This window comes from Vibrio sp. G-C-1 (assembly GCF_021728015.1).
Classification (GTDB): Bacteria; Pseudomonadota; Gammaproteobacteria; order Enterobacterales; family Vibrionaceae; genus Vibrio; species Vibrio splendidus.
This window is the reverse complement of record NZ_JAKKCR010000016.1, coordinates 89,649-106,193: the sequence shown is the minus strand read 5'-3', so window position 1 is coordinate 106,193 and position 16,545 is coordinate 89,649. Positions and strand designations below refer to the sequence as shown.

Sequence of the window (16,545 nt, the reverse complement as noted above, 5' to 3'; positions counted from 1 at the left end):
CACGTCAGCGCTTTAGCATCTCAAAGATGTTCCTACATAGCCCGAACAAGCAGCTCTCTTGTACGTCCAAGGTAATGTTGTTGCGGTAATATGGGCTCAAATCCACTCCCATCCCCACGCCATGAATCTCAATTCCGTTTTTGGTCGACTCACGTTCAATGACTTGTTTTAGGTGGTTATCCAAATAGAACTGATCGTTGGCGGTGCTGGTGGCGGTATCCATTGGGCAGCCGTCTGAGAACACGATCAAAACCTTTCGTTGAGCAGTGTGCTGTTGCAACCGCTGGCTAGCGAACTGCACCGCTTCGCCATCAATCCCTTCTTTAAAGACGTCTGCTTTACGAAGACTCGCAATGCCAAGGCGAGATCGTCTCCAATGCGTATCAAAATCCTTAAACACGATGTGCCGAACTTCGTTCAAGCGCCCTGGGTGCTTTGGTTGGCCTTGTTTAAGCCACTGTCGATAGACCTTGCCACCGTTCCAGTTGTTGGTAGTGAAGCCAATGATTTCAAATGGGATATCAGCCAATCCAACGGATTTGAGAATAGTATCCATCAACAAACTTAGCTTGTGACTGTGCTTTTGCATTGAACCTGAACAATCCATCAAAAACGTGATGGCACATTGATGAGATGCGCCGATGTCAGGTTGATAAAAGACAGTGCGATCCAATGGCGACGTGATGAGCTTGGTGATGGTGGTGGCGTTAACAATGCCTTCTTCTAAATGGTCCTGACGTCGGTTCCTTTGTGGCGTGGCGACAAAGCTGGTGAGCATAGCGGCTAAACGGCGAGTGTTTACTTGTCTCGCCATGATGTCATCGGTGAGTTTCTGCCTCAGTTCGAGTAATAGGGCGCGCCTGACGAGTTTATCTGCGGCGATGACTTGATCAAATTCTGAATTAAAGACCTGATAATTCGCGCCCGAAAGCTCGAACACCTTACTACTGCCTGTGATGTCAGTATCGACGTCTTGATCTTGAATGTCTCCATCAACGATAAGGGCAAGCTGCGCAAGGATTTTTATGTCTTCTTCAACCGTTGGCGTAGCCGAGCTATCGCTCTCTTGCTCTTGGTTGATGAGCTCTTGTGCAAGGGCAGCAAGCTCATTGGCGCAGTGAGCAAACTGTTGTTGGTCGGTTCTATGTTGCTTTAAGCGCTTCACGCTGTACCCGAAAGTAGGCACGATACCGGCGCGAGTCGATTCAATGGTCTCAGCGATAGGCTCAGACACCGGAACGCCAGTTAAGCGGGTGTAGATGACTTGCATCAGTGTAAACAGCAACATGCCTATTAGTGATTCGGTAAAGCCATTTTGATGATATTGGTTGCTCCAATACGCAAAGTTGAATTGGATGCTGGTGGTCACGCCTTTTAGATAAGGCGGGACTTGAGATTCAATTCGGACCTGTTCGCAGAAGTCGTAAAGCAGACGTTCTATTTCGTTTTGAGGGCGTAGTGAATAGTGGAGGTCAGCGTCTGAAAGCAATAATCGCAGTGCCGATGAATCGATCTTGCCCTGCATCGATAGCTTGCTGTTTTTTAGCTCGTGGCGAGAAACAAAGGTGAGATCGTTAGTATGCGCAGACTGATAATAACAGGGGCTATTGCCTTTATAGAGACGTTCTCCCCGGTAGTTCAGATTGAGTTCGCCACTGATTGCTCTGGCGACAGACACACCAATATCGAGGATCTTTTTCTGCTGGGAAGAAACATTGGCCATGGTTTACGACTCCGAGTGCGAATAGTTTTGAGTAGGCGTTTCTAAATCTTCACCAAAGCAACGGAAATAGTATTCGCTAACCAGCTCTTTCTCTTCGTCTTCACATCGATTCAAGAATGACAATCTAAATGCAGTCGCTACATCGTCGAATATTTGGATGTTTTCGGCCCAAGTGAGCACCGTTCGCGGAGACATCACCGTTGAAAGGTCACCAGCCCTAAACCCGTTACGCGTTAATCCTGCGGTGGCGATCATTTTCTCGACCAGTTGTCGACCACTCTCATTATTCAGCTCTGGAAGCTTGGATAACACGATCTTAGTTTCATGTTGTGGATCTAAATAGTTGAGCGTGGCGATGATGTTCCATCTATCTAACTGACTGTGGTTAAGCACTTGAGTGCCAGAATACAAACCTGAGAAGTTACCCAAGCCAAGCGTGTTGCAGGTAGCAAACAGGCGGAAAGAAGGGTGAGGCGTGATCACTCGGTTTTGCTCTAAAGAGGTGTACTTTCCGTCTTGCTCTAATAACTGCTGAATCACAAACATCACGTCAGGGCGACCAGCGTCGTACTCATCTAATACCAGTGCGATGGGTTGTTGAATGCTTTGCGGAAGAATGCCTTCTTTAAACTCAGTCACCTGCATTCCGTCTTTAATGACGATGCTGTCTTTACCTATGAAATCCAATCGACTTAAGTGTCCGTCTAGGTTAATCCTCAAACACGGCCAATTCAATCTCGCGGCAATTTGCTCAATGTGAGACGACTTGCCCGTTCCGTGTGTGCCTTGTATCAATGTGCGACGATTGGAGGTGAACCCCGCCAATATAGCCAACGTCACTTCAGGATCAAAACAGTAATTTGGGTCGACTTTCGGCACATATTCACCCGGATGTTCAAATGCCATCACCGTTAGGTTGCTGTCGATGCCAAAGCGTTCTCTCACGCTTACCGGCTGCGTTGGTACCAATTCCGCCTCTTTCATCATATTTCCCTCTATATAGCTCATTACTTGTCGCTGCTATCGCGATATGTCATCGATTATTAACAGCTCCAGTTAAGTTAACGGCACTTTTTGTACGAAAAACTACCAATAATGTGATCCAGTTTTATTAATTAGAATGAATTGTTCCATTTTAATATAAAAAGTTGACGCGCAAAAGTTCTACTACTAAGGTGAAAATGAATTCGAAAAAGAGACAATTCATTCCGAAAAATGAAATTTTGGTTAACTCAAGGAGAATGGAAGAATGAGCGAGCAAGAAAAACGTACGGTTGTTTCCGGCACAGTAACAATGACACCATCAGAAGCGTTCGTTGAAACTATGGTTGCTAATGATGTTACCGATATGTTCGGCATCATGGGGTCGGCATTTATGGACGCAATGGATATCTTTGCTCCTGCTGGCATTCGATTGGTCCCAGTAGTACACGAGCAAGGCGCTGCCCACATGGCAGATGGTTACTCCCGTGTATCGGGTCGCCACGGTGTAGTCATCGGGCAAAATGGCCCGGGTATCAGTAACTGTGTAACAGCAATTGCAGCTGCGTTCTGGGCACATAGCCCGGTCGTAATTGTGACGCCAGAGACAGGCACTAAAACAATGGGCTTAGGTGGTTTCCAAGAATGTAACCAGCTTCCAATGTTCCAAGAGTTTACTAAGTATCAAGGTCACGTAACGCACCCAGATCGTATGGCGGAATACACAGGCCGATGCTTCGACCGTGCGATGAGCGAAATGGGTCCAACTCAGTTAAATATTCCTCGTGACTACTTCTACGGTGAAACTCAAACTGAAATCCCTAAACCCGCGCGTTTAGACCGTGGTCCAGGTGGTGAAAAATCTCTAAATGAAGCAGCAGACCTGATTGCTGAAGCGAAATTCCCAGTCATCATTTCTGGTGGCGGCGTGGTCATGGCAGATGCAGTTCAAGAGTGTGCGGCATTAGCAGAAAGACTGGGTGCTCCTGTTGTGAACAGCTACCTACACAATGACTCTTTCCCTGCTAGTCACCCATTATGGTGTGGTCCTTTAGGCTACCAAGGTTCGAAAGCAGCAATGAAATTGATGGCTCAAGCGGATGTGGTTATCGCTTTGGGTACACGTCTTGGTCCATTTGGTACCTTGCCTCAACATGGCATGGACTACTGGCCGAAGAACGCGAAAATCATTCAGATTGATGCTGACAACAAGATGCTTGGTCTGGTTAAGAAGATTTCGGTTGGTATCTGTGGTGATGCGAAAGCAGCTGCGGTTGCTCTATCTGAAAGATTGGAAGGTCGTGCACTGTTGTGTGATGACAACAAAGGCGCTCGTCAAGACACAGTCGCAACAGAGAAAGCACTTTGGGAAAAAGAGCTTGATGAGTGGACACACGAACGTGACTCTTTCAGCTTAGATATGATTGAAGAAAACTCACACGAGACTCCGTTCTCTGGTGGCGAATACTTACATCCACGCCAAGTATTGCGTGAGCTAGAAAAAGCGATGCCAGAAGACGTAATGGTCTCGACGGATATCGGTAACATCAACTCAGTGGCAAACAGCTACTTACGCTTTGAAAAACCACGTAGCTTCTTTGCTGCAATGAGTTTCGGTAACTGTGGTTACGCATTCCCGACCATCATTGGTGCGAAAGCAGCGGCACCTCATCGTCCAGCTATTTCTTATGCAGGCGATGGTGCGTGGGGCATGAGCTTGATGGAAACCATGACATGTGTTCGCCATAACATTCCAGTGACAGCCGTGGTATTCCACAACCGTCAATGGGGTGCTGAGAAGAAGAACCAAGTCGACTTCTACAACCGACGCTTTGTTGCTGGTGAACTTGAAAACCAAAGCTTTGCAGAGATTGCACGAGCAATGGGTGCTGAAGGTATAACGGTTGATAAGCTAGAAGATGTAGGTCCAACCCTGCAAAAAGCCATCGACATGCAGATGAACGAAGGCAAAACAACCATCATTGAAATCATGTGTACTCAGGAATTGGGTGACCCGTTCCGCCGAGATGCACTATCAACACCGGTTCGTTTCCTAGATAAATACAAAGATTACGTGTAAGTCATAGGAAATTTGTCCGGCCGCAGATATCTCGAGAGTTTTAGAGAAAGTGCTATCGAGAATGTGGTCGGGCAATACCAACGGGTATTGGCAAAGGACTTAGGTGAAGAACGTAAACGCTTAGTTCAATAATTTCCAGTTAAACATTAGAACACTAATTAAATGTTCATTAGGGAAATAAGTGGTTATTGCTATATAAACTTTGTTACTCGTTATTATTAATCGACCATTAACTCATAGCTACTTAGTGAATGGTTCTAATACTGATACTTGTTTATGAAGATATATACTTATTATCATTTTAGAAAAAATAAAATAACGACACTCGTTGACTATTGGTCAATCGTTATTATTGGTTGATTTTTATCATCGATTGATAGGGTTGTTGATATTTGGATCTTACCGAATTTAAATTAAGTGAATCGTAGTATGCATGTTGTGAAAAATAAACATTATATAAGCTCACTCGACGAGCTGTATAAAATAATCGATTCACTCATTACAGAGTGTAATGGGCATCGTGGTTTGATTTATAACGTGTGTGATTATGAAAATAATAACCTGATGCCAAGCTTAGGTCGCTCAAATCGAAAGAATATTCGCCGTGTCGAACAAGAGCTTCTTTCGACCGTGAGAGTTTATGGCGGGCATTCGTTGAGTGCACACGAGATAAACGATTGGTTATTGATGTGTTTAGCCAAGAAACAGGGGTTTCCAACCCGTTTACTTGAGTGGACAGATAACCTGGTCAATGCGTTGTGGTCTGTGTGTCATAGCCAAAGCAAAGACTGTATCAATATTATTAAAGCCATTGATTATCATAAGGTTAGTGTTTTTAACTCACCATGTGACCTGAATAGAACTCAGATATTCAATGTGGCTGATTGTGATCAACAAGAGCAACGAAAGGATAAGTGGTATTCCATTCACCCATTTAAGGAAGGTGGCAATGATGCCATTCAGCCTTTGTACGATGAGAAAGAATATTCAAACGGTCTAGTGTCCGTTCATATTCTTCCATCAGCGAAAGTAAACCTGATAAAGGAATTAACCTCCATGAATGTTTTAAATGAACCGACAGAATATATTGAAGAGAAACTGGCTGATTTGAAAAATGAAGCCCATGTAGATGGTAATCAAGAAATTAATAAAGGTGAGGGTAATATCGAATTACAAGTTAATACCCATGATCGTCAGCTTGAGCAGTATGGCCGAAAGTACCATCAAGATTTTGACTTCGACTAAAGTCTAATATTTCTAATTATTTTATTTAGACCTCGTATAAATCTAGTGAGTGACTGTGTAAATAAAATTAGAACACTAATTAATTTATAAAAAGATGAAATCTGTGAGCTTAAAGATTGTTTATAAAGTAACTCGAAGTTAGAGTGGCGAAGCTTGTTATCAAGTTGTTAAATTTCACAGATCTAGTTTAAACACTCTAATAAAAAAGTGGCGCAAAGCTACTGAAATTTAAACCAATAACGAAAACATAAAGGATTCTGGAATATGAATATGCAAACCAATGCAGCGACATTCGTGCTGGAAAACCAAGTCGACACCGCCTTTTTACAGTCTTTCAGTGATGCATGGAATAACCATGATATTGAAGCGCTAATGTCGTTTATGACCGAAGACTGTGTCTTCCACACCGTGGCAGGAGAAGGCGTACTTGGAAACACTATCGAAGGGTACGAAGCCGTTCGCAATAGCTTTGAATTGGTTTGGCAGAACTTTCCAGATGCAGCCTGGAGCGACCCTGTCCACTTTGTGTGTGGTGACCGCGCAGTAAGCGAATCAACGTTCTCTGCGACTAACCCTGATGGCACTGTCATCGAAGCTCGTATGGTTGATGTGTTTACCCTGAAAGATGGAAAAATCAGCGTAAAAAATGCCTTCCGTAAAACACGACCTCTTTTGACTCCCAGCAATACTCCCAAGAGCTAGACACGAAACCAAAATCAGTCCACGTGTTATGACTAGGAGAGTCGAATTATGAGTTTAGTAATGGAACAACCGGCAGCCGATGTGCCGCCAAAGGTGACAAGCACCCAAGCACAAGAAAGTACCCAAGCAAAAGAAAGATACGACCCAAAATACGATCCACTTAAAGACAAGAGCCCAGGTCACGGCAAGGAATACGCCCCGACTTATTGGGTAGATACCGCAGGCGCGCCACCTGAAGATGATGGCCCAATTACATCGGATATGGATGTCGATGTAGCGATAATCGGTTCAGGCTACACAGGCTTAAGCACCGCGATACACCTTGCTGAAATGTACGGTATTAAAGCGACTGTGATTGAAGCTAACCGTATGAGTTGGGGTTGCAGTACCCGAAATGGTGGTCAGGCTCAGTGTGCGTCAGGACGTTTGAAGCGCTCTCAGTGGATTGAACGCTGGGGACTCGAAACCGCGCTAAAAATGCACCGCGAATGCGTCGATGGTATGAACACCTTTAAGTCTCTGATCAAAGACATTGATTGTGACCCGCAGCCGGGTGGCCACTTATACGTTGCCCATCGTCCCAAAGTGATGGCAACACTTGAAAAAGAAGCCAAGTTGCTGCGTGACACGTTCGATTACGATGCGCAGATTTTAGATGAGGAAACCGTAAAGCGTGATTACGTTGGTGACCAAGAAGCGGCAGGCGCAATGCATGAGCCAGAAGGTATTGGCATCCATGCAGGGAAACTGGCTTTTGGTTATCTAAGAAAGGCGAGAGCACTCGGCGTAAAAGTTCACCCAGCAAGCCCTGTGATGGGTTGGGAAACACGTAACGGTGTGCATTATCTGAAAACGCCAGGTGGTGTTGTGAAAGCTCGCTCTGTTGGTGTTTGTACCGGTGGGTATACCAGCCAAGGTTTGCATTCAGAGCTTAAGAATCGCCTATTACCCGTACTTTCTAATTCGATGGTGACACGTCCGTTAACTCAAGACGAAATTGCTGCGTGTAACTTCAAAACCAATCAGGTGATTACTGATACCAGAATCCTGCGTCATTACTACCGTTTGTTACCGGATAACCGAGTGCAGATTGGTACACGCAGTGCCATCAGTGGCAAGAATGCACCTGAAAAGAAATACGAAGATATGTTGAGAGCGGATTTAACCCGAAAATTCCCTTCTCTCGATCAGATCAAAATCGATTATTCATGGTGGGGTTGGGTTGATGTTAGCCATGACATGATGCCAAGAATCTATCAGCCGAATCCAAAGCAGTCCATATTCTACGCGCTAGGGTATGGAGGCAATGGTGTGATGTACTCCGCTCAAGCAGGCAAGCGCCTTGCCCAGTGGATCGCAGGTGAAGGTCATAAGCTTGACTTGCCAATATTTGAATCAAAACTTCCGTTCCCCAACGTGAGGGAAGTGGTGGAATCTGAGATGTTTGCACCATTTCGAAGAGTAGGGCAACAGTTCCTCTATCAGTGGTATTCGTTAAAGGATGAAGTGCTTTAGCTACTCGAACATTGTTTCCAAAATAGGGAAATAGAACTACGACCAGGAAAGTTGTACCAGGTCACCTTGTGAGCAAAGTACAGGCAGGACGTCTGTATGATATTAAAGGTTAAGACTATGAAATTGATTAAAAATAAAATTATTGCTGGCGTCACAATTGTAGCAACAGCGATGCTATCTCATACCGCGGCAGCAGCAAATTTTAAAATGGCTATCGGCGATGCTGCTGGTGGTACTCAATGGGAATTAGCGACATCATTTTCTGAATTGATGGAGCAAAAAACAGACGGCAAAGTCAAAATAGACCTGTTCCCGAATGGTCAATTGGGCAATGAGCAAGATACCGTGAACGACGCGGCAATCGGCCTTCTCGACTTCTCTGTATTGGCGATCAACAACGTGACGCCTTTCTCTCCAACGGTTGGCCTATTGACCATGCCTTACGTCATTCAAAGTGCAGAAGAAGCGGTGCTATTAACTCAAGGCCAAGTAGGTCAAGACCTTGTTGATAACACGATTCGTGATGCGGGCGTTCGTATCGTTGGCTGGGCTTATTCTGGTTTTAGGGTTCTGACTAACTCTAAAAAATCAGTGGCTTCACCAGCGGATCTAAAAGGACTAGTGATTCGTGTTCCTCGTAACGAAATCATGATTGCTTCGTACCAAGCATGGGGCGTAAACCCAACACCAATGGCATGGTCAGAAACATTTACTGGCCTGCAGCAAGGTGTGGTTGATGGTCAAGATAACCCATACATCACTGTTCATGCGATGAAGTTCAATGAAGTACAAAAGTACGTAACAAACCTGCGTTACATCTTCTCACTTGAGCCGTTAATCGTCAGTGAAACGGTCTTCCAACAACAGACGCCTGAAATGCAAAAGATCATTCTTGAAGCGGGTCAGGAAGCAACAGAACACAGCTTTGCTTATCTAGAGAATACTGAAAACAAGATCCGTGAAGAGCTACAAGCAAAAGGCATGGTATTCACAGACCCAGCAGACAATGAGAAAGAGTGGATTAGCAAGGTAACGAAATCAGTTTGGCCTAAGTTCTATTCAAGCATTGGTGGCAAAGACAAGCTAGACGACGTTCTTGAGTTACTAGGTAGAAAGTAACGATTAGATACGCCCTATCTGCTGTTCTCCGCTACTTAATCACCTAGCGATAGAACAGTGAGATAGGGCATTTACATGGCTTTACTCGTTGATCTGTTTAGTACCTGATCTGCTCAGTACCGCGAGCGACTGGTTGTCATGTGGAAATCAACATTGGAGGTTATATGTCAGTCGCTAAAACTATAAAAAAGCATCTTAACAACATCGAGGAATATACCTGTTGTCTGTTGCTAGCAAGCTTTGTCTTATTACTGTTCACACAAATCCTTACTCGTCAGCTTTTCGATTACTCCATACCTTGGGGTGATGAAGTTGCGACTTACATGTTCGTTTGGTTTGCCTATCTAGGCGCCGTTGTGGCGGCCAAAATGTCGGCGCATAACCGAGTCAGTTTTCACTTCAAGTTCTTCCCTCCGATTGTTCAGACCGTCTGTGAAACCATCGCTGACTTCTTATGGTTGCTGTTCAACGGTTACTTTGTCTATCTCAGTTACGATTTCGTGTTCAACAAAATGAACCTGTTCTGGAAATCTCAAACGACAGGCATCCCAATGAAGTACTTCTATATGATTTTGCCTATCGCGTTTTCGTTGATGATGATTCGAATTATCTGGAACAACTATGAGCGTTTGTTCAAAGGCGCTAAGAACGAAGATCCAGAAGTCAAAGAACTGCGAAAAATGACGGCACAAAAGTCATCACAGTAGTCGTCACAGAGAATAGCCGTAATAGAGAGATGTAATAATGGAATCCTATTTAACTCTAATTTTATTTGGTGGCTTCTTAACCCTGTTAATTCTGGGTGCACCAATCACAGTATCACTGGCCGGCGCTTCAATGGCGGCCTATATGTTGCTCGACAAAAATCCCATCGCTTTAGTACAAATCGCGTTTACTTCGGTGGGTAACTTCCCGTTAATGGCGCTGCCGGCCTTTGTTCTTGCTGGCGCATTAATGGAGGCGGCGGGTATCTCCAAACGTCTGGTGGATATTGCAGAGAGCTTAGCCGGACCCGTGACGGGTGGCCTTGGCGCTGCAACGGTAATGGCCTGCCTTTTCTTTGGAGCTATATCGGGTTCAGGCCCAGCCACGACCGCTGCGGTTGGTATGTTGATGGTACCAGCAATGGTTAAGCGAGATTACGATAAGAGCTACGCCTCTGCGGTGACTGCCGCTTCAGGGGGATTGGGTATCATTATTCCGCCATCCATCCCGCTAGTTATTTTCGGCATCTCCGCTATGGGATTAATGGCACCGCCAGAGGCCATTGCTCAACACGGACAGTTTGCCTCTTTATCTATTCCAAAACTGTTTGTTGCTGGGGTTGTGCCGGGTTTCATTATGGCGTCGACGCTAGTGGTCACTAACTACTTTATTGCTAAACGTGAAGGTTACAAAGGGCTGACTGAAAACTGGTCATTTGGCGAAGTAAGACACTCTTTGCGCCGTGGTATTTGGTCGATACTGGCTCCGTTTTTGATTCTCGGAGGCATCTACAGCGGCATGTTCACACCAACAGAGTCGGCGGTTGTGGCTATCTTCTATTCACTGTTTGTCGGGGTGTTTATTCACCGAGAGTTATCGTTCAAAAGCACGATTAAATCATTGTCGACAACGACATGGATCACCGGACGTGTGTTGCTGATTCTATTCGCGGCTACGGTATTTGGTCGCTTGTTAATAGAACAAAAAATTCCAGTTGTGGTGGCGGAGTCATTGCTAGGTTTCACTGACAACATGTACATGGTGTGGGCACTGACTATTGTGTTACTGCTTTTCGTTGGCATGTTCATGGAAACGTTAGCCGCGATCATGATTATCGTACCGGTCTTGCTGCCAATCATGTACATGTTAGGCGCAGATCCAACCCACGTAGGTATTGTGGTGGTATGTACGTTATCGATAGGTTTTGCTACACCGCCGCTCGGTGAAAATATCTTTGTCGCCTCGGGGATAGGCGGAGCCACGGTCGAACAGATCACCGCGAAGATCCATCCCTTCGTGCTTGCATCCGTCATTGGCGTTTTCGTTATCGCTTTCTTCCCGCAAATTACGCTTTGGCTACCGTCCTTAGTGGGCTATTAGGAGAAGTTACTATGAATATATCAAGAATTATCCTTATTGGTTGTGCCGTATTTGCAGTGATCAGTGGCATTGGACTACGTGCCGAACATTCAGAAACAGCAAAAGAAAACGAGCCAGTTAATGTGCTCGATATTTCAGAGCCACATGTGGTCAGCGATGCTGAAAGAAGAGCCAAAACCCTGCTTGCTAAAGCGGTTGTCCATGTACAAAAGGATGGCGATGAGAGTGTCAAAGACTTCATGAGTGATGCCGAATATATAGACGGTGAGCTCTATGTGTTTGCTCTTGGTATTGATGGCCAATTCCTTGCCAGTGGAGGCTCTTCAATGGTGTTGGTGGGCGACAGTGTTTTGGATACTCAAGACGTTTACGGTAATCCCTTTTTCCGTGAAATGATCACTAAGGCTGTGCACAACGGGTTTGGCGAAGTTCAGTACCATTGGACTAATCCGACTGACCGCATGGGCGAGCCTAAAACCACTTTCTTTGAACGTGTGGGTGATGTGATTGTTGCCGTGGGGTATTACCCAGAACGCTCTAGTGCAACAGAAGCTAAGCGATTATTGGCGAGAGCGATGGCCGCGATAGTGGAATCAGAGCAGGACAGTCTCGCCGAGTTCAATGATACCGAAGGCAGCTTTGTTGAGGGAGACTTGTATGTGTTCGTGATGGATATGAGCTCTGGAAAGCTGCTCGCGCACGGTGTATCCCCTGAGCTTGTTGGGCGTTCACACAACGAAATCCTAAGCCCTGACGATAAGCCAATTCTCACTGAGATGTTAAACCTAGCGAAAGAAAATGGCCGAGGCGTTTATACCTATCAATGGTTAAACCCGCTGTCGAGCAAAGTGGAAACCAAGCACACTTACTATCGAGTGATCGACAATAAGCTGGTTGGTGTTGGTTATTACACAAATTCAAACAACACGTAAAAGTGTTTCTACTGAGCCCTCAACCCAGTTAGATAAAGGGCTGGGGGCTCAAAATGCCGGTTTGTGTAAAAAAGCAATTTAGTAAAATTAACACTGTGAAATTTTTGTTGTGAAATTGTTTCGAAAATACAAGTAGTATGAAATACATGGAAGCAACACAGTAAAGAACAATTTTGAAAAGGGTCAATCAGGATTTTTGACCTACATGAAATTCAAAGCCGTAAGAGGGAAAGACTATGAATATGCTGACACTAGACAGAACAGAACTTCACAGAAACCATTCAACATTTATTGCTGAAGCTGTCTTTGCCGTAGAAATGGTGAAAGCAGACAAGCAGCTCGAAAAACAAAAAATGGCGAAACAGTTGCTTGATACTCTATTTCCTCTTGAGGCTGGTTCACACGAAGACGCAGTGAGCTATGAGATTGACTACCGACATGTTCAGGTTTACTTCAAAAATGGCGAACATACAGGCCTAAAACGAGCGAAGCACTTTGTTGCTTTCACCGGCGATAAGTCTAAGCCTTCAGCAATCCTATTTCGTGATGAAAGCGGTACACATGTTGAAGTGACAATCGGTGCTCGTAAAGGCACTGGCTACTTAGAATTGGTTGATATTCAAGATATCCAGTTAGAGACATGCACCACGTTTGGCCAAACTGAGGCGAGCCGTTCTTCTGGCATCCGTCACTGGGTGAGCTTAGTGAAAGGCGATGAAAGCGGTCGACCGAACGCTTCAAGTGAAGATAAAGAGTTCACGGCAAAAAATGGCGAAGACTATAACCTAGGTTTTTGCTTCGCGATTTGATGTACTGCCTTTGAAATGTGCAGTCTCTGTGGCGAGAAGCGTAGCAAGACGTAGCACTGACATTTGAATACTGATTTCTCTTTTACCTTTGGTAATTTCCCCGCCCCTATAGCGGGGCTTTTTTGTTAGAGCTATAAATAAATTAGGCTGTTGTTGATTTTATCTTTAGAAAGTTTGAATGAGATTTTACAGTGCGTTATTTTTATTTAAAGTGCTGTATTTAAACATTTTTATTTGTTTATTTTATTCTGTTTTTATTGGCTTAACTATCACTATTGACGGTGGTTTGGGTGACTATTGAGCTAAAACTCAGTCAAAATGCTTTGAGCTGTGCTATAATCCGCGCCTTGGGATTGAGCCAATAAGTCCATTTGTCACCAATCATTGTGATTTTTATCGCCTTTTTATTTAGGTGGTGCGGCGAGCCAATCAAGTAGTAATTGGATATGGAGAGCGTCCTTATATTCGTTAATTCGGATATGCGAACATCATAATTTATGAGTTTTAAATCAAAAAAATACAGTATTGATTCTACTGACTATCAAGTTGGTCAAGACAACGTCAGTAAATGGGGCATGGATGTCCATAACACAGTCTTCGTAGCCTCAGTAGGCTTATCTCTTCTCTTCATCATCACTCTTCTTGCTCTTCCTCCTGCAGATGCTAAAGCTGCTATTGATTCTATCAAGGGTGCTGTTTTATCAAAGTTTGACTTCCTCTTTATGTGGGGAGCTAACATCATGCTAGCGTTTGCCGTTGTTCTCGCGTTTTCACCTTTGGGTAAAATTCGTCTAGGTGGCGAAGACGCGACGGCGGATTACTCCATGTCATCTTGGATAGCAATGCTATTCGCAGCGGGTATGGGTATAGGACTTATTTTTTGGGGTGTTGCAGAGCCAACCGCGTTCTTCACGAACTGGTTCGGAACGCCACTCGGTGCAGAACCTTTTACAGAAGCAGGCCGTGAACTCGCTCTTGGCGCGACACTGTTCCACTGGGGTTTTCATGCATGGGCTATCTATGGCATGACGGCACTTTGTCTAGCGTATTTTGTTTATAACAAAGGCTTGCCGCTATCTATGCGTTCTGTGTTTTACCCAATTCTGGGTGAACGAGTATGGGGCAAAACCGGTGATGTGATCGATGTACTGACGGTACTGGTTACATTGTTTGGCCTTGCGACTTCATTAGGCTTAGGTGGTACACAAGCAGCAAGTGGTATCAGCCATGTATTTGGCTTGGAAAACAACATCTTCCTTCAGCAATCTATTATCGTTCTGATCATGGGCTTGGCGATCATCTCTGTTATGCGCGGCATGGACGGTGGTGTTAAGTTCCTAAGTAACTTGAACATGGTTATTGCGTTCGTATTCCTTGGTCTTATCGCTATTCTGAACTTCACAACCGTGCTTGATTCTGTGGCAACGGCGGTGACGGGTTATGCGAATAACATCGTAGCGTTGAGCCAAAGCTCTGGTCGTGAAGACACAACATGGCTGCATGGCTGGACTGTGTTCTACTGGGCATGGTGGGTTGCGTATGCACCTTTCTTCGGCATGTTTGTAGCGCGTATTTCTAAAGGTCGTACGGTTCGTGAGTTTTTACTTTGCGTACTGATTATCCCAACATTGGTAACGTCGGCTTGGATGGCTATCTTCGGTGGCGTGGCTATCGAGCAGGTGATTAATCATGTAGGGCAACTTGGTCTCGACCAAGGCATTACAGACGTATCTCTAAGCTTGTTCTACATGCTAGATGCTTACTCGTTCGGTAGTATTCTGTCGGTTCTCGCAGTCGCGCTGATCATCGTGTTCTTCGTTACAACGCTAGACTCAGGCTCTATCGTTATCGATGGCATGACAGCGGGTGGTAAGCTTGAAGTTCCTGTTAAACAGAAAGTTGTTTGGGCGGTTATCTCAGGTGCTATTGCAATGGTGATGCTGTGGATTGGTGGTACTCAATCTATCCAAGCTCTGCAATCGATCACGATCATTGCTGCATTGCCGTTTACGATCATTCTTCTGATTGGTTGTTTCAGCTTGTTGAAAGGTCTACTGACTGAAGTAGATAAAGGACAAGAAAACGTTAGCGAAACCGCTAAATAAAGTAATCAAGTATGGGGAGTAGATAGTTCTCTAGTTACTCCTTATTAAGTATTATTTCAAAGCTCTCTTGTACTGTGTGCAAGGGAGCTTTTTTATGCCCAAGAAGAAATCAAAGACAAGCAGATAAGACAAAAAAGAGCCACAAGTGAATCGTCACTTGTGGCTCTTTTTAGTTTTAGGGAGCAGCTTTAGCTAATAGCTTACGCGTTCAATTCATGTTGAATTACGTAATCCAAAGCACCGACTACCGCAGCAACTTGAGCGTCATTACACTCTTCGTCTGTCACTTTGTCGCTGTCCGGGTAAACCTCAGTGGTTGTGCCGTACTTACAATCAGTCACACCACCACACAAGCCTAGCTTCTTCATAGGGTAGTTGATCACGCCATGTTGTGTAACTTCAGAACCAATGATCTTGCCGTCTGCATCTGCTGGTGCAATGTGGGTCACTTTTTCGACCGAAGCAATAACCGCTGCTTGGAATTCTGGTTGTGGATTTTCAGTATCACCAACTGTGTAGAAACCGTCTGGGATCATACCTTCGATGTACTCAATACCATCACGCGCTGCGAGTGCTGGTCGGAATTCAGTTTCATCAGAATCTGTCGTCTCATGCAGATCAACGTGAACCAATACTTCTGGCAAAGAGGCCACTAAAGCTCGTAGGTTTGCTGATTCTTCTGCTGGCGTACCGTCGTAGAAAGAGCGGTTTGGATCAACAGCATTTGGATTCCAGCGGTTGATCACTTCGTAACCCCAAGGGCTTACACAAGGTGCTACTACAATGTTGAAGTGCGCTGCGTATTGTTCTGCTTGAGTCGCGGCGAATTTGATAGCGCCATGCACACCACTGGTTTCGTAACCGTGGACACCACCCGTTACAAGGACCGTTGGTTTTGATTCATCCCAGTTTTTACTCTTGACTGCAAAAAGCGGGAAGCGAGCTTCGTCGTAGCTTAGTGCGCCGTATTGTTCGATGTCGAAGCGGTCTGCGAGTGCTTGGATTTTTGGTACAACTTCTTGTTGATATTCACGCTTAACCGTTCTTTGAGCGAACCATGCTTGACGTTCTGCTTGTTGCCATTTTTGTCCAGGCTCACCGATTGGGTAGGAGTATTCACTTTTCATCTATACTTCTTCTTTTATGTTCGTGAAAGATGAAGACAGACTAGTCCTGTCTAGCTGAGACGGCAATAGAAAACACAACTTGTGACTCTATTTTTTACAGACTCATAACTTTGATGAGTGGA

General features: G+C 44.9%; 13 protein-coding genes. 10 read left to right on the top strand and 3 right to left on the bottom strand.

Annotated elements, in window-relative coordinates; translation table 11 throughout:
- Positions 1 to 4: 4 nt before the first annotated feature.
- A complete protein-coding gene (locus L3V36_RS20430) occupies positions 5 to 1,723 on the bottom strand; it encodes a cobalamin biosynthesis protein CobT (protein ID WP_208775372.1) in 1,719 nt (572 codons plus the stop codon).
- A 3-nt stretch (positions 1,724 to 1,726) separates the two neighbouring features.
- A complete protein-coding gene (locus L3V36_RS20425; protein WP_198593253.1) occupies positions 1,727 to 2,710 on the bottom strand; it encodes a MoxR family ATPase in 984 nt (327 codons plus the stop codon).
- Positions 2,711 to 2,972: 262 nt separating this feature from the next.
- On the opposite strand from L3V36_RS20425, the gene xsc reads away from it, so the two are divergent.
- From xsc to L3V36_RS20375, 10 genes are all read left to right on the top strand, one after another.
- Positions 2,973 to 4,784: a sulfoacetaldehyde acetyltransferase gene (xsc, locus tag L3V36_RS20420; RefSeq protein WP_004731917.1), complete on the top strand. Its 1,812-nt coding sequence runs from the start codon at positions 2,973 to 2,975 to the stop codon at positions 4,782 to 4,784.
- 429 nt (positions 4,785 to 5,213) lie between these two features.
- Positions 5,214 to 6,029, top strand: coding sequence for an FRG domain-containing protein (locus L3V36_RS20415; protein WP_108175507.1), 816 nt, complete (start codon positions 5,214 to 5,216; stop codon positions 6,027 to 6,029).
- Positions 6,030 to 6,293: 264 nt separating this feature from the next.
- A complete protein-coding gene (locus tag L3V36_RS20410) occupies positions 6,294 to 6,731 on the top strand; it encodes a nuclear transport factor 2 family protein (RefSeq protein ID WP_004731912.1) in 438 nt (145 codons plus the stop codon).
- Positions 6,732 to 6,779: 48 nt separating this feature from the next.
- On the top strand, positions 6,780 to 8,246 hold the full coding sequence (locus L3V36_RS20405; RefSeq protein ID WP_208775371.1) for an FAD-binding oxidoreductase: 1,467 nt from the start codon (positions 6,780 to 6,782) through the stop codon (positions 8,244 to 8,246).
- A 117-nt stretch (positions 8,247 to 8,363) separates the two neighbouring features.
- Positions 8,364 to 9,365 (top strand): TRAP transporter substrate-binding protein, encoded by a 1,002-nt coding sequence (locus L3V36_RS20400; protein ID WP_017077365.1) that lies wholly within the window; start codon positions 8,364 to 8,366, stop codon positions 9,363 to 9,365.
- A gap of 164 nt (positions 9,366 to 9,529) precedes the next feature.
- The gene (locus tag L3V36_RS20395; RefSeq protein WP_004731905.1) at positions 9,530 to 10,072 is read left to right on the top strand and encodes a TRAP transporter small permease; all 543 of its coding nucleotides are present in this window, start codon (positions 9,530 to 9,532) and stop codon (positions 10,070 to 10,072) included.
- Positions 10,073 to 10,109: 37 nt separating this feature from the next.
- Positions 10,110 to 11,450, top strand: coding sequence for a TRAP transporter large permease (locus tag L3V36_RS20390; protein ID WP_004731904.1), 1,341 nt, complete (start codon positions 10,110 to 10,112; stop codon positions 11,448 to 11,450).
- Positions 11,451 to 11,461: 11 nt separating this feature from the next.
- Positions 11,462 to 12,382: a cache domain-containing protein gene (locus L3V36_RS20385; protein ID WP_054545772.1), complete on the top strand. Its 921-nt coding sequence runs from the start codon at positions 11,462 to 11,464 to the stop codon at positions 12,380 to 12,382.
- Between the two features lie 236 nt (positions 12,383 to 12,618).
- Positions 12,619 to 13,191, top strand: a complete 573-nt coding sequence (locus L3V36_RS20380) for a malate synthase (RefSeq protein WP_004731899.1) — start codon at positions 12,619 to 12,621, stop codon at positions 13,189 to 13,191.
- Between the two features lie 497 nt (positions 13,192 to 13,688).
- The gene (locus L3V36_RS20375) at positions 13,689 to 15,296 is read left to right on the top strand and encodes a BCCT family transporter (protein WP_102446951.1); all 1,608 of its coding nucleotides are present in this window, start codon (positions 13,689 to 13,691) and stop codon (positions 15,294 to 15,296) included.
- A gap of 200 nt (positions 15,297 to 15,496) precedes the next feature.
- Here the strand turns inward: L3V36_RS20375 and L3V36_RS20370 are convergent, their stop codons facing one another.
- Positions 15,497 to 16,423, bottom strand: a complete 927-nt coding sequence (locus L3V36_RS20370) for a M14 family metallocarboxypeptidase (RefSeq protein ID WP_102503626.1) — start codon at positions 16,421 to 16,423, stop codon at positions 15,497 to 15,499.
- Between the last annotated feature and the right edge of the window lie 122 nt (positions 16,424 to 16,545).

Excerpts from the sequence above, each read along its gene's own strand:
- L3V36_RS20430 (WP_208775372.1), bottom strand. The coding sequence starts at position 1,723 with ATGGCCAATGTTTCTTCCCAGCAGAAAAAGATCCTCGATATTGGTGTG.
- L3V36_RS20425 (WP_198593253.1), bottom strand. The coding sequence starts at position 2,710 with ATGATGAAAGAGGCGGAATTGGTACCAACGCAGCCGGTAAGCGTGAGA.
- xsc (WP_004731917.1), top strand. The coding sequence starts at position 2,973 with ATGAGCGAGCAAGAAAAACGTACGGTTGTTTCCGGCACAGTAACAATG.
- L3V36_RS20415 (WP_108175507.1), top strand. The coding sequence starts at position 5,214 with ATGCATGTTGTGAAAAATAAACATTATATAAGCTCACTCGACGAGCTG.
- L3V36_RS20410 (WP_004731912.1), top strand. The coding sequence starts at position 6,294 with ATGAATATGCAAACCAATGCAGCGACATTCGTGCTGGAAAACCAAGTC.
- L3V36_RS20405 (WP_208775371.1), top strand. The coding sequence starts at position 6,780 with ATGAGTTTAGTAATGGAACAACCGGCAGCCGATGTGCCGCCAAAGGTG.
- L3V36_RS20400 (WP_017077365.1), top strand. The coding sequence starts at position 8,364 with ATGAAATTGATTAAAAATAAAATTATTGCTGGCGTCACAATTGTAGCA.
- L3V36_RS20395 (WP_004731905.1), top strand. The coding sequence starts at position 9,530 with ATGTCAGTCGCTAAAACTATAAAAAAGCATCTTAACAACATCGAGGAA.
- L3V36_RS20390 (WP_004731904.1), top strand. The coding sequence starts at position 10,110 with ATGGAATCCTATTTAACTCTAATTTTATTTGGTGGCTTCTTAACCCTG.
- L3V36_RS20385 (WP_054545772.1), top strand. The coding sequence starts at position 11,462 with ATGAATATATCAAGAATTATCCTTATTGGTTGTGCCGTATTTGCAGTG.
- L3V36_RS20380 (WP_004731899.1), top strand. The coding sequence starts at position 12,619 with ATGAATATGCTGACACTAGACAGAACAGAACTTCACAGAAACCATTCA.
- L3V36_RS20375 (WP_102446951.1), top strand. The coding sequence starts at position 13,689 with ATGAGTTTTAAATCAAAAAAATACAGTATTGATTCTACTGACTATCAA.
- L3V36_RS20370 (WP_102503626.1), bottom strand. The coding sequence starts at position 16,423 with ATGAAAAGTGAATACTCCTACCCAATCGGTGAGCCTGGACAAAAATGG.